Raw genomic sequence first — 17,319 nt, 5'->3', positions numbered from 1 at the left:
CTGCAGGATGGCTGCGGTGTGAGTACTGAGACGCATATGAACGGGAGCAAGCCAAAACTTGCGCCCGTTTATGGCAGAATGCCGTGTTATGGAAATACACATTACCTTGCAAGGCCAGACCGATTTATCTGGCCAAATTTATCGCCAATTGCGTGCTGGCGTTATCGACGGCCGCCTGGCTGCGGGCGAGCGCTTGCCCTCCACCCGCGATTTGGCCGGGCAGCTGGGCGTATCGCGCAAAACCACGCTGGATGTATTTGAACGACTACTGTCGGAGGGCCTTTTGCAATCCCGGCTCGGCAATGGCACGTTTGTGGCAGACGGCTTGCAACGCGTACCAGTCAGTCACCCTATCATCCAGCAAGCGCGCCCAACGGCTCGGTGGGAAGCGTTGCCCGCGGCGCTGTCCATGCCCCGCCCCGGCATCACTCAGCCGCTTGATTTCATGGGCGGGGTAACCGACAAAACGCGGTTTCCGTTTGAGCCATGGCGACGTTGTCTAAACCACGCCATGCGACTGCAAGCCCGCGAGCGTGGTGCCTACCATGATCCGGCCGGTGAACAAGAACTGCGCTTGGGTATCTCGCGCTATTTAGCATTTAGTCGCGCCGTGGTGAGCAACTGGCAAGACATAATCGTTACTCATGGGGCACAGCAAGCTCTGGATTTACTGGCGCGAGTGTTGTTGAACCCTGGCGATATTGTGGCCATGGAAGAACCAGGTTACCCCCCGGCCCGGGCTTGCTTCACCGCTATGGGCGCTAAGGTAGTAAGCGTGCCGGTCGATGCCGAGGGCATGCTAATAAGCGAGCTACCACAGGGTGCTCGGCTTATTTATGTAACGCCATCGCACCAGTTTCCACTGGGCATGCCATTAAGTCTGGATCGCCGCGTTGCTTTGCTTGAATGGGCACAAAGTGCTGGCGCAGTAATCGTCGAAGACGACTACGACGGTGAGTTTCGCTTTGAAGGCCGTCCGCTAGATTCACTCAAGAGCTTGGACCGCACCGGGCTTGTGGCCTATGTCGGCACCTTTTCAAAAACCATTTTCCCTGAGCTGCGTGTAGGCTATATGGTGCCGCCTTCTACACTGGTAGCGGCCCTGCTCAAGGCCAAACAAATTGTAGACTGGCACACTGCAACGCTCACTCAGGCAGCGTTGGCGCGCTTTATGCTCGACGGCGATTTCGCCAAGCATTTGCGACGGATCCACAAACAGTACGAAGCCCGGCGCGAAGCGCTGCTGCGGCATTTGCGTGGACCGCTCGCTCCGTGGTTTGAGCCGATTGTGCCAGCTGCAGGTATTCACCTCACTGCGTTGTTGAAGGCTGGTTTTAATGAAGCGGATGTAGTGAATGCCGCCCGTGATGTTGGGGTGGGCCTATACGGTATTTCTAATTTTTATGCCGATACAACGCCTCGGCCAGGTTTGCTGTTTGGCTATGGCGGGATCAGTGCAGAAGAAATTGACATCGCGTTAGGAAAGTTGCTGCTAGCCCTGCGTTAGGGTGTGTCATTACCTAGAGCGGTAACTGACCACTGCGGAGGTTTTTTTTGCGCAGTTCACATTTTAAAGTAGCACTAGTGGTTACCTGAAAATACGTAGAAATGGCCATTTCTGTCTACTGGTTCCGAGACTAACCTTGCTTCTGTCAGCGCAGTTTTAGTGCGCCTTACCCTGACTGGAGCAAGATCATGGAGCAACGTCTCGACTTCTACAAAGCCAATGGCCACGCCATCAAAGCCATGCTTGGCCTGGAAGAGCGCATTGGAAAATCCGCGTTGGAAAAATCCTTGGTAGAGCTGGTGCGTCTGCGCGCTTCGCAAATCAATGGCTGCGCATTTTGCGTTGATATGCACTCTAGCGATGCCCGCAAAGGTGGCGAAACCGAACGCCGCCTAGCCACCACTGTGGTTTGGCGTGAAACTCCATTTTTTACTGACCGCGAGCGCGCTGCGCTTGAATGCACAGAGGCCTTGACTCTGGTGTCTGTAGACCATGTACCAGACTCCGTATGGACGGCCGTGCGCCCCTACTTCAGTGATGAAGAAATAGTGGATCTCACGTTGCTGGTAATTGCGATCAATGGTTGGAATCGCATGGCCATCGGTTTCCGTAAGATCCCAGCTTGAGGAGCATGATCATGCTCAATGTCAAACACGCAACGTTATCTCTAAGTCGATTATTGGCTGCGACATTCGCAGTCACTCTGACGTTCGTCCTGCCTGTTGCATATGCGCACGACACAGGCGAGGAAACGGTTACTCCGGTGATGAAACAGGATATCCCTAAAAACGCGGGTGATCATATATTACTGGCCACGGTGAATTACGCACCGGGTCAGACATCAAAAGCCCATTTGCACATCGGGCCGATATTTGCCTATGTGCTAGTAGGACGTGTTACCTCGCAACTAGGCGACGGTCCGCTCAAAACCTACGGCCCCGGCGAGAGTTGGTATGAGGCGCCTGGAACGCATCATACGGTATCGCGAAATGCCAGCGACACTGAGAGCGCCAAACTGTTGGTGTTTGCAATTGTGGATGGCGCGAACCCTATTAAACAGCCTATGCCAGCCCACTAAGCTTGAGCGTCCATCTGGAAACGCCGCTATGAACGCGTCTTGATTTCAGCTTCCTTTTTTAGTGTTGTATTGGGGCTATGCGGGTTGGGTTCGGCGTGGCGTGCGCACTGCTAGATGGTCGCTAAATGAGCGCTTTGCACCCACTTGGTGGAGTTGGACCTTTGGTTTGGCTTCGGTCACTACGGCCAGCATCAAGCTGAGCCTACTAAACATTGGCCCGGCGCGGCTATTGACGTTACCTCTGTTTGTGATTGCCAACCTGTTCATTGGCTGGTTGTTTATACGCACGCTTATCTGGTTGTTTTACGCCGTTAGGCAGCCGCCGGTGTTTGTCATTCCGGTCGGCTCGCCCAAATCCTGAACCAAGAGAGCTGCCATGCTGACTTCTACTCGCCGTTACATTGCCGCAGTGACTGAAACCAAAGCGCGCGATGCGCATATTCTGGTGTTACAAGCTCAACTTGATCAACGGAACCAGCAGTTTTCGGAGCAACAAGCGCAGATTGACCGACTGAAATTGCAGCTATCTCGTATGCCCCGATTGTTTAGCGGCCTGGCCCGCTTTGGCGATTCGCTCAGCACCACCGGGCAGTCACAACGTCGGCTGGCCAATATACTCGCCAGCGAACGCGAGGAGGCGAAGCAACTAACCCACTTGTCCCTCGACTATCGTGAACACTTTTTACAGATGACCGACACGCTGAACGATGTTAGTGCCAAGAGTGCCGAAACTGGTGCTGCCATTGGCCGGCTTAACAATCACAGCGACCGCATTGGCCAGATGGTGCAATTAATTAGCGCTATCGCTAAGCAAACTGATCTCCTGGCGCTAAATGCTGCCATCGAGGCCGCACGCGCCGGCACAGCTGGCCGTGGTTTTGCTGTCGTAGCCGACGAGGTACGCAAACTGGCCGAGCGTACCTCTACGGCCACTGCCCAGATCAATGCAGTGATGGATGAGGTACGTCTAGATACCGACGATGCTTGGCAAAACGTATCCACCAACGCCCGCCTAATGAGCCTGACCCTCGAACGATCCGTCGCAGCAACCCAGGGGATGGACCTTATATTGGCGTCAATAGGCCATATGAACTCTGGCCTGATTGAGTCGGCCGGACTTGGACGCGTCGAGATGGCCAATATGGAAGAGATCACGCTCAAACTCGAGGTGTACAAAGTGTTGATGGGCATCTCGAAAATGACCGCAGCAGAGCTACCCGATCACCACACTTGCGCCCTTGGTCAGTGGTATGCCACGGATGAAATTCGCCAACGTTTTTCGCGGGTGTCTGGTTATGCAGAACTGGATGAACCGCACAGCCAGGTGCATGAGTTCGCAGCGCTGGCGGTGGAGCTGTATCACAAGGGTCGACTTGATGAAGCATTCGTCGCAGCGGCGCGTATGGAGGACGCCAACATGCAAGTAATGCTCGGGCTGCAACAGTTGTTGAGTTCTGCCAGCGCCGTGGGAGATCGTTTGTGTTTAAGCACCGTACGCTCACCCGCTACGCACTTTGAAGTCGGCCAACAGGTCAAGCACAAAGGTTTCGGCGCTGGGTGAACGTTAGCAACCTCCAACATCGTTTTTGCCACCTTCAGCGGGTTGCAGGTGAGATATCACGTAGAAATCATGGCCGCCGCCGCTGCTCGTGGGTTGGGCATCGCTTATGCACCGGAGCAAACTGCACCCCGGTAGTGAGCGGAAGATTGGCACGTTGGCGAATGCGAGACACGCCCACTATACGATCTGGGTGGCCAGCGCTGTCTGACCACGTTTGATCATGTCGGAGGCCTTCTCTCCGATCATGATGCACACCGAGTTAGGGTTACCTGAAATCAGGGTAGGCATGATCGATGCGTCGGCAACACGCAGCCCGTCTATGCCATGCACCTTGAGATCCGGAGCAACAACCGATTGCTCATCCAAACCCATGCGGCAGGTACCGGATGGATGCAGCGCCGCGTGGGCCTTTTCGCGGCAGAATTTTTTCATGGCTTCCCTAGACTTTACAGTTGCATCCGGCACGTGACGCCTTGCGAGGTAGGGTTTGAAAGCCGCCTGGGACATGATCTCCTCACCCACCAAGCAACCATCAACCAGGCTTTCAATGTCATAAGGGTCAGAAAAATAGTTGGGCACAATACGCGGAGGCGACATAGGATCTGCTGAATACAGTTCGACGTACCCCTTGGACCTAGGACTGATCTGGCCCAGATTCAAAGTACAACCATTGCCCCCTGGAACAGAATCCACGCCCTCTTCGATGCCCGCGCCCACGACCATGAAATACTGGATATCGGGATTGGTTGCAGCTTTGTCTCCCCACCAGAAAGCACCGCCTTCAATCAAGTTGGACGCCGCCGGGCCCTGTCTGAACAGGCCGTATTGCAAGCAAGCCATAATTTTCCAATGCCACTTTTTATACTTGTCGTAGCTATAGGGCCCGGTCAGCTCATAAACCAGCGACACTTCAATATGGTCTTGAAGATTCTGCCCCACTCCTGGCAAATCCTTGATTACTTTGATGCCATGTTTCTCAAGCTGCGCGGCAGGACCAATACCCGACAACATCAACAATCGGGGTGAATTGATGGCGCCAGCGGATAAAACAATTTCTTTTTCGGCGTGCATGATGCGGCGGACGCCGTTCTCGATGTATTCAACGCCAATGGCTTTGTTGCCTTGGGTCAAAATACGGAGGACGCGACAACCAGTCTTCACCTTCAAGTTCTTGCGTGACTTGGCGGGCGCCAGATAGGCAACCGCCGCACTGCTTCGAAAGCCATTTTTAGCGGTGATTTGATACAGCCCACAGCCTTCAGGTTTGCCCGAGTTGAAATCCTCGTTGTACGGCAAGCCGTACTGCTGGCAAGCACGCAGCCAAACTTTGGTCAGCGGATGAACATTGATCGGATCCGAAACTCCCAGCGGCCCGCCCACGCCATGAACGTCGTTACAAAAGCGCTCATTGTCTTCCGCTTTTTTGAAGTAGGGCAATACATCGTTGTAGGACCAGCCGATTGCCCCCTGCTGCTCCCAACCATCGTAGTCGGCGGGTACGCCGCGGATGTAAATCATTGCATTGACCGAACTGCCGCCACCCAGAACGCTGGCCTGAACCATGGTTGGCGTTTCCTTCCTGTGCTGGTCCTCGGTCGGCTCCCACGCATAACGTTTGAGTAGAGGGCCTTGCGCGGTCTTGTAGTAGGCGCCGGGAATATGGATGTAGGGGTTGCGGTCGCGCGGTCCCTCTTCAAAAAGGACAACGGATGCAGAAGTATCTTCGCTAAGCCTTGATGCGACCGTGCAGCCTGTCGAGCCGCCTCCAATTACGATGAAATCCACCATGACGACTTAATACCTTTTATGAGATCGCATTGTAGAAACGGACGTCTTAATCCGGGTGAAAGGCGCTTCAACGTCCAACGAGGCTGCTTAGAAGCGTCTTCAGATCTTTCGCGACCTCATAGCTGTTTTGTTGCTGCTGTTTTTTACAAAACAACTCACAGCTCCACCATCCGTCGTAACCGGTTGCCTTCACCGCAGCCGTCCACTCGGCAAGGTTCAATATCCCCCTCCCAGTAGGTACATCGCGGAGTATTTCCTCATTGGGAATACCGCCTTCGAACGGCAGTGAGTCACACACATGCACACCGTAGATAACGTTCTTGTTCATGCGCGCAATGTCTTCGGGCTTAACGCCGGAGGTAAAACAATGCCAGTAGTCAATTACCATTTTCACGTTGTTGCGTTCGGTGCGATCAATAAGCTGCAGTTGGTGCTCCAGTGTATTTAACGGTGTCCATGACAACGCTTCCAGGTACAGAAGAATGTCGTATTGCTTGGCCAGGTCAGCCAGCAATGCAAGGTTTTTTGCGGTCAGCGCATATTGCGCGGCTTCATCCAGCCCCAACAAACCGGAGTAATGCGCACTCTTGCCGCGCTTTTGATAATCGATTACCGCCTGAACGTTGATCGGCCCGGTGAGCACTTGAACACCCTTGGCACCTGCCACATTGGCCAGTTGAAAAAGCCGCTCCGCTTCGTTCAGCAGATCAGCGCGTTCAGTGCCTTGGCGCTCGATGTCCCTCAAGTAACCGATCCCGGTGACATGAACATTCTTCAATAACGCTTTCAGGTCCGGCTCGGAATAACCGGCCCGCAAATAATCTTCAAGTTTGCCGCTGTAAATTTCCAGTGCGTCGAAACCTACAGACTTCGCAATGTCGATATCCATCGCCAGCGTCGAATGTTTCGCGACTGTGGAATGCAAGGCCAGGATGTTGTTTTGAGTGTTCATATCAGGCTCCCACCGTTGACTGTCAGTGTAGAGCGATAGGGTCTCGGCAGTTATTTCGCACCTAGGGCAAATGCGGCGCAACCTGACGCAGTTGCTGCGTCAGGTTTATTGGCGACTAGGTCTTTGCACCTGCGGTCCGGCGAACGGGCACAACCTCAAGTTTGTCGGCATAAGCCTGCCGATGTTTGATGATTTGCTGGTCATCCGTGATGACTTTCGTGATCGCGTCGAGACTGCAAACATGTGAAAAGGCCTTGTAACCGAGCTTCGAGCTGTCGGCCAGGACGATGGTCTGATTCGCTGAGGCGATCATTGCTTGCTTGATCGGGATTTCGACCGTGTTGATATTGGTGATACCACTTTCCGGGTGCACTCCTTCAGCCCCCAAGAACGCCCAATCGGTGTGGATGTTCTCGAATCTCTGAACAGTGTCGGACCCCACCAATGTGAAGACATTGTTGAGCATCATGCCGCCGGCGACGTGCAAAGTAATGCTCGGGTGCTGGGAGAGTTGCATCGCGATCATCAGGTCATTAGTAATGACCGTGATGTTCTTGCGGGCCTTCAAGGCCAGCGCCAACTGAAAAACCGTTGAGCCGTTGTCGAGAATGATCGATTGACCATCTTCAATGTAGTCCAGTGCGGCCAGGGCAATAGCAGCTTTGCCTTGCTCATGCATGCTTCGCCGTACGTTGTAGGGCGTATCGCCTTGATGAGCATCCTGCGAAGGGAGCACGCCGCCGTGAGTACGAATCAGTTTGCCGTTGTTCTCCAGGAATGACAGGTCCCGGCGGATAGTGGAACTGTTGACCGAGAACATTTCGGATAACTCTGCGGCGTTAATGTAGCCACGTTCTTTCATGAGTTCCACGATCTGAAGCCGCCGTTCGGACGCTGTCATTTTTTGCTCATCTGCTAAAAGGGATTGCACGATTGCGTGCAAAGAGTAGCGATTTCAACCCTTGAACGCAAAGTACCTGACCGTTAGGACAGAAGAGCCGCACCAATAGCGCCAGCTCCATCACCCAACGCTGAAACCACGATGCGTGTGCTCAACTCGAAGCCTTTCGAACGTATCAACGAAATCTGAACCGCGTCTTCGTATATAGGAAAAAGCTTCGCCGCACTGCCGCTTAGCACGGTCAGATCGGGCCCGTAGAGCGACATCAACGACCCTAGTCCGCGACCGACTTGATGCCCGTAACGTTCAAACAACTGGGCAACCCGGGAATCTCTCTGGCAGAGGTTTCGATAGAAATGCAGGTCATGTTCCTCATAGGTGATCTCGGGCAACAGCCGCGCCAGTTCTGCTTGCAACCAAGTGCGTGAAGCCAGGGTTTCCCAGCAACCAGACAAACCACAGTAGCAAGACGTTTCCGTGTGACCCACAGGAATATGTCCGCCTTCCGGGTGCGCACCGTTTGCTGTTCGCAATGGTTGGCCACCGATCAGCAACGCCACGCCAACACCTGTTCCGAGCGTGACGGCGAGCATTCTGCCGCTGGCCTTACCGACCCCCAGATGAAATTCCCCCAAGGCGGCAGTCACCGCATCATTATCAATACGCACCGGCACCTGGAGATGCGCCGACAACTCTGCCACCAGTGGCAATTCGGAAAAGGTCGGCAGCGTGCAGGGGTTTTCAATGACCCCTGCAACGGTATTTACCGGCCCACTGGCACCAATCCCCAACGACAACAGCGTTTTGTCATTCGGGACAAGTGCACGGATACTGCGAGCCAGTTCGAATGATCGATGCTGACGCTCGAAGCGTTCGAAGGACGACGTGGTTAGCGTGACAGCAGCGATTTCACGACGATCCTCAAGGACGACCACGCGAATGCCGGTGCCGCCGATGTCGACACCGGCCCGAACGCCTCCATCACCTGCCCCACTCATAGTTTCACCGTGATTTTATTGCCGTAGAGAAATTCGCCGGGCACCAGACCCCGAGCTCTCGCAATAGTCACAGTAAAGTGTTGGACATAAAGAATCCCGGCGATCAGGCGAACAACCTCCTCCTGCTCGTCGGTGGGTAACAGTTGGCTCTGAGCGTAAGCTTTTGGTCCTATGGTCACCACTGTCGTACCGTTGGCGATCAAATCTTGGGCGAGATTTTCAAGGGTGCTGTCAGTACCCTCGCCAATCAACAATGCGATCATTCCAGGGCCCGAAGTTTCCAATGGCCCATGGCGAAATTCCCCGCCCAGGTAGCCCTCGGCCATGACTTTACACGCTTCCTTGAGAATCAACGCCCCCGTCATTGCCGTGGCACCGTCAGCGCCAATACCCACCAATGCCAGGCGCGGTTGAGCGTTATTGAAGGCTTCGTCGGTCAGCTGTTGAACGCACTGGCGGTCATTGACAAGGGTCGCCATTTTTTCTCGAAAACCGCTCAGCGTCGCGAGCAACGGCGCTTCACTTTCACCACGCAACGCGAGGGAAATACGGTATTGCGCGACCAAAGTGTTGATGTAACTTTTCGAACTGACCGTCGCCTCGCTTCCGGATTTCAGCGCCACTAAAATATCGCAAGCCTGCGCCAGCGTGCTGTTTTCCGCGTTGGTGACGCCAATGATAGTTTTCGGCCGTTTCGTCCCGGTCAACTGCGAAAGCAACGTGACAATTTCCCCGCTCATTCCCGACTGCGAAGTCGCCCACAGCAGCGTGCGAGAAGTGATCAACTGAGGGACGTCCAGCAAGCGACCCGCATCAATGCGCCAGACCGGATAGCCACGGGCAGCAAGGTCGCGTTCGATCGGCAGCGCGGTGTAATCGGAAGAACCCATGCCTGTGAGAATGATTCGGTCATAGGCTTTCAGGTCCAGTTCGGCAAGGGCTGATGGCAGCTTATAAGCCAACTGATCGTCCAGCGCGGCGATTTGGTCGTCAATGTCTAGTTCATAAGGACTGGCAGTAAAAGGCATCAGAAAGCTCCGAGATTAATGTGCGTGTTTTTCAATGCTATATGCACGATATCGAGCAGTCAACGCACATATAGCGCTCCAAACCCTAGCAAATCAAGCGACAATCGCAAACAAATACGCGAAATAGGGTATTGACTGCACACTTTCGCGCATTAATACTCAGGTTCTCGGAGGTTCGGTGCGCACAACCGCTCCTCCCACAATAAGATGAGGAGATTTCGATGAACGACGATCACCCCCACTCGGCGCCAGGCACCGGTTTGCAAAGCAACTCCGTCGGTCTGACCACCGTACTGATGCAAAGCATTGCCCAGATCGCCCCCGCTGTCGGCGTGCTTACCACCATTGGGTTCAATACCCAGCAAGCAGGTCTAGGTGCGCCTTCTGCGTATATCGCGGCCTTCATCATCGGGTTGATCGTCGCCGTATCCCTGGCACAACTGGGCAAGCACTTTCCCTCCGCTGGCGGTTTCTATACATACGTCAGTGCCACGGTCGGCCCGAGTGCCGGCTTCATGGTCGGCTGGCTCTATTCCTGGATTGTGGCGTTGATTCCGGGTGGCCTGGCCGCCTTTACCGGCTACGTTTTGCAAACTGAAATCAGCAAGAACTATGGAATAGACATTCCGTGGCAGTACATCGCGGGCGCCATCCTGATAATTGTGGGTTTCATCGCCTACAAAGGCATTAAGACTTCCGGAAAGATGCTGACCGTGCTGTCGGTGGTGGAGATGCTGATCGTCGCTGCGCTGGCGGTGGGCGGGTTGATTTCTCCGGGTGAAGGCGGCGTGTCGCTGGAGGGTTTCAATCCGGCCAGCAGCACCAGTTCTCACGGATTTTTCCTGGCTGTTGTGTTGTCTATTTTCGCTTTTACAGGTTGGGAAGGCGCAGCCGCTGTGGCCGAAGAAGCGCGCAATCCGCGCAAGGTCATCCCGCAAGCCATCATCGGGTCGCTGATTCTTTTGGGTGTCTATTATGTGTTCTGCGCCTGGGGTATTCAGACCGGCTGGGGCATTGCGCATCTTGATACGCTGGCCGACTCCAAAGACAACCCGACGTTTGCCGTCGCGCACCGTCTGTGGGGCAGTGGCTGGATCCTGATTCTGCTGGCGCTACTCAACTCCGGGATCGCGGTGTGCATCGCCTGCACCGTGGACTCCTCGCGCAACTGGTATGCCATGGCCCGCGCCGAATCGATTCCAGGCTGGCTGAAAAAGGTGCATCCCGTGCACCGCACTCCCCATACGGCGATCCTGACGCAAACCATTCTGGCGCTAATTGTCGGGCTGGTAGGCGGAACATTCATGCAACCTGACCAGGCCTTCTTTATGCTGGCGACGCTGGCAACGATCATTTACGTGTTCGTCTACTTCATGGGCAACATCGGTGTCGCGCGATTCTTTACTACCGTCATGCGCAAGGACCTGAATGTCGTCGTGCATATCGTCTTCCCAATCATCTCGACCATCGCGCTGTTCTGCGTTCTTTACTATTCGCTCGTGCCGCTGCCGGAGCCCCCGGTAGGTTATGCGCCGATCGCTTTCGTTGTGCTGATGGTCCTCGGTTTGTGGCGCCTGGTGCAGCTCAAACGCAGCGACAGCAACACCTGGAAGACGCTGTCGACGTATGTGGTGGAGAACGACAATCTCGGTGATGCGTCACCGAAACAAACGTCGCCTGCGCGCACCCCTGTTGCTCAAGCGCGCAAAACCTGACGCCTCGACACCATCCAGCCCCAGGCTCACGGGGCTGGTTTAGCCAAACATGTCTTTACCGGAATACTCAAGATGGTCAATAAGGTTAATGAATTCGATTACGTCATCGTCGGTGCAGGATCGGCAGGCTGTGTCCTGGCCAACCGCTTGACCGAAAACTCCGCCGTCACGGTCTGCCTGATCGAGGCCGGCCCCAGCGACAAAAGCATTTTTATCAATATGCCCGCAGCCTTGACGTTTCCCATTGAAAGCGATGTCTTCAACTGGAAGTTCGAGAGCGAACCCGAGCCCGAACTGCATGGCCGGGTGATCGGTCAGGCACGCGGCCGCTGCCTGGGCGGCAGTTCATCAATCAACGGCATGGTCTACGTACGAGGCAGCGAAAAGGACTATGACCATTGGCGTACGCTGGGCGTCGACGGCTGGGACTTTGCCGATTGCCTACCGTTCTTCCGCAAAATGGAAAGTTTCGAAAATGGCGTCGACCCCGCGCGCGGTGCAGATGGGCCGATCACGGTGGTACGCAGCAAGGCTGACCACCCGCTGTATCAGTCGTTTCTGAACGCCGGCCAGCAATTCGGCCTGGACGACGCCGGCGACTACAACAGCGGAAACCAGGAAGGCGTGCACGTTACGCAGGCCACTATCCGCAATGGCGTACGTTGCAGCACAAGCCTGGCCTATTTGAAACCTGCGATCCGCCGGCCGAACCTGACTGTCCTGACCAACTGTCTGGTCAAACGCGTGAACCTCAACGGCAGTGTCGCCAGCGGCGTCACGGTGCAGCACAAGGGAGAACAGTGCGTTATCCATGCCGCCCGTGAAGTCGTGCTCAGCGCCGGCACCATTGGCTCACCTCACTTGCTGATGCTTTCGGGTATCGGCCACCGCGATGAACTTGCCGCTCACGGTGTGATTTCCCGCCTGCACCTGCCCGGCGTCGGTGCCGACCTGCAAGATCATGTGGTTGCGCCGTTGCGCTTTCGTTCACCGGCAGGTGTATCCATCTGCAACGAGCTGAATGCTCTGGGACGGCTGAAGCTCGGGGTGCAATGGTTGCTGTTCAAGACCGGGCTTGGGGCTACGCCGTTCTTTGAAGTGGGTTCGTTCTTCAAGAGCAGCGACACGGTCGACTACTTCAACATGCAGCATGAGTTCCTGCCCTTCCTGGCGGACTTTCAGTCCGGCAAGGTGCACATCGCCGACGGCTTCCAATACTTCGTCAGCCAGATGCGCCCGCACAGTCGGGGCAGTATTACGCTGCGCTCGGCCGATCCACGTCATAAGCCAGTGATCCGCTTCAACTATCTGACCGATCAGCGGGACGTCACGCAGATGGTTCAAGGTATTCGCAAAACCCTGCAAATGGTCGAGCAACCGGCCTGGTCACGTTATCGCGGCGAGTCAGTGGACACACCCGGCCCCCACGCGACGGACAACGAACTGGCCGCGTGGTTGCGCCAGGTAGCCAACACCGAGCACCATCCCACCAGCACTTGTCGCATGGGCGTGGACGACATGGCCGTCACCGATAGCCAGGGTTGCGTCCATGGCATGAGTCGCTTGCGGGTGGTCGATGGCTCAATCCTTCCACGCGTTCCAACAGCCAATATCAACGCGCCGATCATCATGGTGGCGGAGAAAATTGCCGCGTCAATGGCCGCCCGCTAAAGGGTTGTCATGCCCCGGCCGCGGCAGGAACAGCGCAGCGGACGCACTTGAGTACTTGGCACCAATCGCAAAAGGAAATCCGCAGCGATGACGTACTACCGCACTCCTCTCGACGTGACCACCCTACCCGCTTGGCACGCGCTGACCGAACACCGTAAAACCATGCAGAATTTCAGCATGCGTGAAGCGTTCAGTGCAGACCCGCAGCGTTTTAATGAGTTCACCCTTAGTACTTCCGTGGTCGTCACCGCGGTTAAGTCCACACCGACCGTTTGCGTTGAACACAAAATTTACGGCGGGGTTACGAGCTAAAATTTTCCAGGCGATTGGCCAACTTAGTAACAGCCATTGCAGCTGCCTCAAGTCGTTCCTGCGGCAAGGTGCCCTCAGCAACAGCAGAGGCAATGGCGCTGACAATCTGTGGAATTTCAGGCATCGCCTTTGCGGAAATAAGCAGCAGATCCGCCCCAGCTTTCAGTGCCGCCACCGCCACCTCGCCAAGAGATAAGTGGCCGATGGTGGAGCGGTGATCCAGGTCAATCGTCATGACCAACCCCTTGAACCCCAGCTCATGTCGCAGCAGACCGATCAGCTCAGGCGAAACCGACGCCGCAACAGGTGGCTCACAGGCCGCGAATATCGCCGGGCCCATCATCACCGCGTCCGCTCCGGCATCGATCCCGGCTTGAAACGCAGGCCAGAAAGCACGTAGCTGATCCATTGATTCGGTGACGACGGCCTCCTCAATTGCCGGCTGGCGCAACAAAACCGGGTGCCCGGGAAAATGCTTCAGCGTGCTCGCCACTCCGGCCCGTCGAACGCCACGGACATAGGCCGCCACCATCGCGGCGGCACGCTCAACATCATCAGACAGCGTGCGCCCTTGCAGCCAAACGTTGGTGCCACCAACTACATCCGCAGTCGGCGACAAGAGCAGATTCACCCCCGCGTTGCGCACGGCTGCCGCAACCTTAAAACAGGCCTCTTCCAGCTCCGCAAGGCCCATCGCCCTGGCGCGCTCTGGTTCAGGAAGCGCCGGCGTTACGCCTTGTAAACGGTGAACAGCGGAAATGTCCGCATCAGCCGCCAGTATAAGCGGCCCGGCAATTTCTTTGACGGCGCGGGTGAATTGTTGCCACTTTTCCAGGGTTTCCACTGCCAGGCGCCCGGCACTCATTTTTCCGCTGACGTACTCCTGCGCGGTCTCGCCGAACAGCAGGCTGCGCCCGCCGCCTTCGATAAATCTGCGCACATCATCATTCAAGTCCAGATCAAGCAACACCGGAAACAATACGCTATATGCCTTGCGTTCAAATGTGCTCATGATCAGTCCTGGCTTGAGGCGTTCTGTAGATGAGTTGCAGTAGCCAGTTCACGGACCTTGAACGCGGCATTCAACAAAATCTGAGGGTCCAGAGTGCCGCCCTGGACGGCCGCGACAATGGCTTGGGCGATGGCATCCAGGCCTGATTCACTGGACACAAGTAACAGATGGGCGCCGGCCGCCAGTGAAGCAACCGCAGTGTCAGTGATGGAATTGCCCCTGAGGATGGACACCGCATCAAGGTCATCTGAAATGATCAGCCCGTCGAACCCAAGGCCGTCGCGCAAAATTCCGATAACCTTGGACGAGGTAGAAGCCGATTGATCCGGGTCGATCGCGGGAAAAACCGCCGGACCTGGCATCACCGCTTTCACGCCGGTAGCGATCACTTCCCTGAACACTTCAAGATTGTCGTGGAGCAACTCCAGGGGACCGGGAACAGTCGCTTCAGCGATCGCCGGGTCCACTTCCGTGACGTAATGACCTGGAAAGTGCTTGGCGGTCGCAATCACTCCAGCCCGTTGCACCCCACGAATAAACGCACAGGAAACCCGGCTGACTTCGACCGGATCGGCGCCCAAGTGCCGATTGTGCAGCCACGGATTGGCGCCGGTGACAACATCGACAATTGGTGCCAGGAACAGATTAACGCCCAAGCGCCGAGCCACTGTGGCCATCTCAAAGCATCGCTGTTCAATCTCCTGTGAATCGAGGTCCTTGAGCGCCTCCCGCGATGCGGCGGCCGGGACCAATTGGTGCAGGCGTTCGATACCGCCGAGTTCCTGATCCACGGCGATCAATACCGGCATGCCGGCCAGTGACGCTGCTTGGCGCGCGATATTCACAAAGTCGGCCTGCGACTCGGCGCTCTTTCGCGCCGGGCTCATGTCTCGGCCGATGTACTCCTCCCGGGTTTCACCGAGCAAAAGGGACACGCCACCACGGCTCAAATAACGACGGACAGTCTCGTCCAGGTTCAAATCCCCAAACGCGGGAAGCAGTACTGAATACGCCGCTCTATGCAGTTCGCTTGACATTGCTTTTTCCTCAACACCGTTATTTGAGCAAAACACTCAACTTTATTGACGCATGGCGAGGTGCCACGCATGATACCAATCAACTTCGAGCACAATGTAACCGAATAATGCTCGATATCGCTCATTTTATTCAGAGAATTAAATTAGTCAATGCTCATTCATGAAGCTTTCCCTGGAGAACGGCAAAGTCTGATCGCGCAACGGCTTGCGACACACGGCCGGGTGCTGGCCGGGGATCTCGCACAGGAGTTCAACGTTTCCGAGCACTCGATCCGGCGTGATCTCGCCGCATTGGCGGAAGCAGGCATCTGCAAGCGCGTCTACGGCGGCGCTATTTCCGTAGCGCCTGTGCGCGGCGACCAGGACCGACAGAACCTGCAGGCCGACCGGAAAAACTCCCTCGGACTGGCGGCGGCAGCATTGATCAAATCCGGACAACATATCTTTATCGATGGCGGCACCACCAACGCATCTATATCGAGCGCAATCGATCACAACCTTGCGATTTCGATCACAACAAACTCACCAGCCATCGCACTTGTACTGGAAAAACTGCCACTGGCCGATGTGATCTTGCTGGGCGGCCGTCTGCACAAGGCGACGGGCAGCACTGTCGGCCTGACGGCCATTCAGCAATTGTCGAATTTCAATTTTGACCTGTGCTTTTTAGGCGCCTGCGCGATTGATGCCATCAAAGGCGTGACGGCGTTCGACATGGACGATGCGGAATTCAAGCGTACCGTGGTTTCTCGCAGCGGGCAGATTGTGGTCGCTGCGACCAACGAAAAACTTTCGAGCATCGCGCATTACCAAGTCGCATCCTGCGAAGAGTTGGGCATATTGGTGGTGGAAAGAGATGCACCTGCTGAACGGCTTGGCCCGATTTCAGCCAAGGTTTCAAACGTTGTGATCGCCTCTTGAATCCATGGATTTACCGTTCTGGAAACGGCACCCAGGCACGCCGCTGATTCAACTCGACGCACGCTTGGGAAAAAACGACCCCACGCACGCCTTCGTGAATATCCGGTAGCCGTGCGCCAGCCCGCACCGGCATCGAGTGCCTCGGCAAAATTGGCATAGAGAACCGCGAGCGCCTCCAGATACCCTTCGGTATTGCCCGGCGGCAAACTGGTGAAGACCAGCAATCCTTGGCACGGTTCAAAGTGCAGGTGATAGGGCCTGACGATGATGACGGCATCAACGGGGTCCGGCCCACGTGACTCGACAGCGCTTCAGCCTTTCTCGTCAATTTTTTTGACAATTAAATCGATTGCCTCTTCCACCGTCTTGATACTTTCAATTTCATCGCTGGTCGTCACAATATCGAATTGCTTCTCCGTTTCCATCAGGATTTCCACAGAGTCCAGCGAGTCAACCCCTAACTCCAGGAAGGATATCGAAGAATCTGAGATGGTTTCCATTCCAAGTTCCATGTAATTGGCGACAATCTCTTTGAATTTGGAAGCAATACTAGTCCTATCCATGGCTCACCTCTTGTCTCGTTCAGGAAGTACACTCACTCCGAATGCTCCCCCTGATGACCAGAGTCCCAACTGTCAGAAATGACAGGTTTTGCTGGGAAATCAGGTCCGCTCGACGACCGGTCACTCGGTCGGTTTTCCGCCCTATATGCATCAACCTACACATAAGCTTCCTCTCGATCCATTCTGCGAAATCGAAGTTGCGGACTCAGGAGAAACTTCTTTGCACACGGCACTGCGTGTTACCGGAAGCGGAACGATGTGTTACTTGCTGGGGC

Annotated in this window: 17 protein-coding genes and 1 pseudogene; 10 read left to right on the top strand and 8 right to left on the bottom strand. The window is 55.5% G+C overall.

The genetic code is table 11. The features are described from left to right. The first annotated feature begins 88 nt into the window (after positions 1–88). The 6 genes and pseudogenes from QN378_RS05660 (at position 89) to QN378_RS23515 (ending at position 4,146) form a co-directional block, all read left to right on the top strand. Positions 89–1,507: a PLP-dependent aminotransferase family protein gene (locus QN378_RS05660; protein WP_322203121.1), complete on the top strand. Its 1,419-nt coding sequence runs from the start codon at positions 89–91 to the stop codon at positions 1,505–1,507. Positions 1,508–1,695: 188 nt separating this feature from the next. Next, the gene (locus QN378_RS05655) at positions 1,696–2,133 is read left to right on the top strand and encodes a carboxymuconolactone decarboxylase family protein (RefSeq protein ID WP_323546278.1); all 438 of its coding nucleotides are present in this window, start codon (positions 1,696–1,698) and stop codon (positions 2,131–2,133) included. An 11-nt stretch (positions 2,134–2,144) separates the two neighbouring features. Continuing rightward, positions 2,145–2,585, top strand: a complete 441-nt coding sequence (locus QN378_RS05650) for a cupin domain-containing protein (protein ID WP_322203117.1) — start codon at positions 2,145–2,147, stop codon at positions 2,583–2,585. 100 nt (positions 2,586–2,685) lie between these two features. Continuing rightward, positions 2,686–2,946, top strand: a complete 261-nt coding sequence (locus QN378_RS05645) for a hypothetical protein (protein ID WP_322203115.1) — start codon at positions 2,686–2,688, stop codon at positions 2,944–2,946. A 15-nt stretch (positions 2,947–2,961) separates the two neighbouring features. Next, a pseudogene (locus QN378_RS23520) lies at positions 2,962–3,621 on the top strand (methyl-accepting chemotaxis protein); the annotation flags it as partial. Next, positions 3,601–4,146 carry a CZB domain-containing protein gene (locus tag QN378_RS23515; RefSeq protein WP_407074044.1) on the top strand — a complete coding sequence of 182 codons (546 nt, stop codon included), beginning with the start codon at positions 3,601–3,603 and terminating at the stop codon, positions 4,144–4,146. The pseudogene QN378_RS23520 and the gene QN378_RS23515, both read left to right, overlap by 21 nt. A 177-nt stretch (positions 4,147–4,323) precedes the next feature. On the opposite strand, the gene QN378_RS05635 is transcribed toward QN378_RS23515, so the two are convergent. The 5 genes from QN378_RS05635 to QN378_RS05615 all read right to left on the bottom strand — a co-directional run bounded on the left by QN378_RS05635 (position 4,324) and on the right by QN378_RS05615 (position 9,813). Continuing rightward, positions 4,324–5,934 (bottom strand): GMC family oxidoreductase, encoded by a 1,611-nt coding sequence (locus tag QN378_RS05635; protein WP_322203112.1) that lies wholly within the window; start codon positions 5,932–5,934, stop codon positions 4,324–4,326. A gap of 67 nt (positions 5,935–6,001) precedes the next feature. After that, positions 6,002–6,886 (bottom strand): sugar phosphate isomerase/epimerase family protein, encoded by an 885-nt coding sequence (locus tag QN378_RS05630; RefSeq protein WP_323546281.1) that lies wholly within the window; start codon positions 6,884–6,886, stop codon positions 6,002–6,004. A 115-nt stretch (positions 6,887–7,001) separates the two neighbouring features. Further along, on the bottom strand, positions 7,002–7,787 hold the full coding sequence (locus QN378_RS05625; protein ID WP_323546283.1) for a DeoR/GlpR family DNA-binding transcription regulator: 786 nt from the start codon (positions 7,785–7,787) through the stop codon (positions 7,002–7,004). Positions 7,788–7,870: 83 nt separating this feature from the next. After that, complete coding sequence (locus tag QN378_RS05620) at positions 7,871–8,785, bottom strand: ROK family protein (RefSeq protein WP_323546285.1); 915 nt, start codon at positions 8,783–8,785, stop codon at positions 7,871–7,873. Continuing rightward, positions 8,782–9,813 carry an SIS domain-containing protein gene (locus QN378_RS05615; RefSeq protein ID WP_323546287.1) on the bottom strand — a complete coding sequence of 344 codons (1,032 nt, stop codon included), beginning with the start codon at positions 9,811–9,813 and terminating at the stop codon, positions 8,782–8,784. Before QN378_RS05615 ends, QN378_RS05620 begins: the two co-directional genes overlap by 4 nt. 221 nt (positions 9,814–10,034) lie before the next feature. Between QN378_RS05615 and QN378_RS05610 the strand changes: the two genes are divergently transcribed. The 3 genes from QN378_RS05610 to QN378_RS05600 all read left to right on the top strand — a co-directional run bounded on the left by QN378_RS05610 (position 10,035) and on the right by QN378_RS05600 (position 13,511). Further along, entirely contained in the window at positions 10,035–11,528 is a 1,494-nt protein-coding gene (locus QN378_RS05610; RefSeq protein WP_323546290.1) for an APC family permease, read from the top strand. A gap of 72 nt (positions 11,529–11,600) precedes the next feature. After that, entirely contained in the window at positions 11,601–13,199 is a 1,599-nt protein-coding gene (locus QN378_RS05605) for a choline dehydrogenase (RefSeq protein WP_323546293.1), read from the top strand. An 87-nt stretch (positions 13,200–13,286) separates the two neighbouring features. Further along, positions 13,287–13,511, top strand: coding sequence for a hypothetical protein (locus QN378_RS05600; RefSeq protein ID WP_323546467.1), 225 nt, complete (start codon positions 13,287–13,289; stop codon positions 13,509–13,511). On the opposite strand, the gene QN378_RS05595 is transcribed toward QN378_RS05600, so the two are convergent. Together QN378_RS05595 and QN378_RS05590 are read right to left on the bottom strand one after the other, a co-directional pair. After that, positions 13,501–14,523 carry a glycoside hydrolase family 3 N-terminal domain-containing protein gene (locus tag QN378_RS05595; RefSeq protein WP_323546296.1) on the bottom strand — a complete coding sequence of 341 codons (1,023 nt, stop codon included), beginning with the start codon at positions 14,521–14,523 and terminating at the stop codon, positions 13,501–13,503. The two genes, QN378_RS05600 and QN378_RS05595, sit on opposite strands and share 11 nt — an antisense overlap. A 2-nt stretch (positions 14,524–14,525) precedes the next feature. Further along, positions 14,526–15,560: a glycoside hydrolase family 3 N-terminal domain-containing protein gene (locus tag QN378_RS05590; protein WP_323546298.1), complete on the bottom strand. Its 1,035-nt coding sequence runs from the start codon at positions 15,558–15,560 to the stop codon at positions 14,526–14,528. Positions 15,561–15,710: 150 nt separating this feature from the next. Between QN378_RS05590 and QN378_RS05585 the strand changes: the two genes are divergently transcribed. After that, entirely contained in the window at positions 15,711–16,481 is a 771-nt protein-coding gene (locus QN378_RS05585) for a DeoR/GlpR family DNA-binding transcription regulator (RefSeq protein ID WP_323546301.1), read from the top strand. A gap of 311 nt (positions 16,482–16,792) precedes the next feature. On the opposite strand, the gene QN378_RS05580 is transcribed toward QN378_RS05585, so the two are convergent. Then, positions 16,793–17,044 carry an acyl carrier protein gene (locus tag QN378_RS05580; protein ID WP_323546304.1) on the bottom strand — a complete coding sequence of 84 codons (252 nt, stop codon included), beginning with the start codon at positions 17,042–17,044 and terminating at the stop codon, positions 16,793–16,795. Positions 17,045–17,319 lie beyond the last annotated feature (275 nt).

This window comes from Pseudomonas sp. 10S5, assembly GCF_035019745.1.
Lineage (GTDB): Bacteria > Pseudomonadota > Gammaproteobacteria > Pseudomonadales > Pseudomonadaceae > Aquipseudomonas.
Note: the sequence above shows the minus strand (reverse complement) of the source record. Positions and strands in the feature narration are given on the sequence as shown.

Coding starts and splice junctions, on each gene's coding strand:
- QN378_RS05660 (WP_322203121.1), top strand. CDS start 89: ATGGAAATACACATTACCTTGCAAGGCCAGACCGATTTATCTGGCCAA.
- QN378_RS05655 (WP_323546278.1), top strand. CDS start 1,696: ATGGAGCAACGTCTCGACTTCTACAAAGCCAATGGCCACGCCATCAAA.
- QN378_RS05650 (WP_322203117.1), top strand. CDS start 2,145: ATGCTCAATGTCAAACACGCAACGTTATCTCTAAGTCGATTATTGGCT.
- QN378_RS23515 (WP_407074044.1), top strand. CDS start 3,601: ATGAGCCTGACCCTCGAACGATCCGTCGCAGCAACCCAGGGGATGGAC.
- QN378_RS05635 (WP_322203112.1), bottom strand. CDS start 5,934: ATGGTGGATTTCATCGTAATTGGAGGCGGCTCGACAGGCTGCACGGTC.
- QN378_RS05630 (WP_323546281.1), bottom strand. CDS start 6,886: ATGAACACTCAAAACAACATCCTGGCCTTGCATTCCACAGTCGCGAAA.
- QN378_RS05625 (WP_323546283.1), bottom strand. CDS start 7,787: ATGACAGCGTCCGAACGGCGGCTTCAGATCGTGGAACTCATGAAAGAA.
- QN378_RS05620 (WP_323546285.1), bottom strand. CDS start 8,785: ATGAGTGGGGCAGGTGATGGAGGCGTTCGGGCCGGTGTCGACATCGGC.
- QN378_RS05615 (WP_323546287.1), bottom strand. CDS start 9,813: ATGCCTTTTACTGCCAGTCCTTATGAACTAGACATTGACGACCAAATC.
- QN378_RS05610 (WP_323546290.1), top strand. CDS start 10,035: ATGAACGACGATCACCCCCACTCGGCGCCAGGCACCGGTTTGCAAAGC.
- QN378_RS05605 (WP_323546293.1), top strand. CDS start 11,601: ATGGTCAATAAGGTTAATGAATTCGATTACGTCATCGTCGGTGCAGGA.
- QN378_RS05600 (WP_323546467.1), top strand. CDS start 13,287: ATGACGTACTACCGCACTCCTCTCGACGTGACCACCCTACCCGCTTGG.
- QN378_RS05595 (WP_323546296.1), bottom strand. CDS start 14,523: ATGAGCACATTTGAACGCAAGGCATATAGCGTATTGTTTCCGGTGTTG.
- QN378_RS05590 (WP_323546298.1), bottom strand. CDS start 15,560: ATGTCAAGCGAACTGCATAGAGCGGCGTATTCAGTACTGCTTCCCGCG.
- QN378_RS05585 (WP_323546301.1), top strand. CDS start 15,711: ATGCTCATTCATGAAGCTTTCCCTGGAGAACGGCAAAGTCTGATCGCG.
- QN378_RS05580 (WP_323546304.1), bottom strand. CDS start 17,044: ATGGATAGGACTAGTATTGCTTCCAAATTCAAAGAGATTGTCGCCAAT.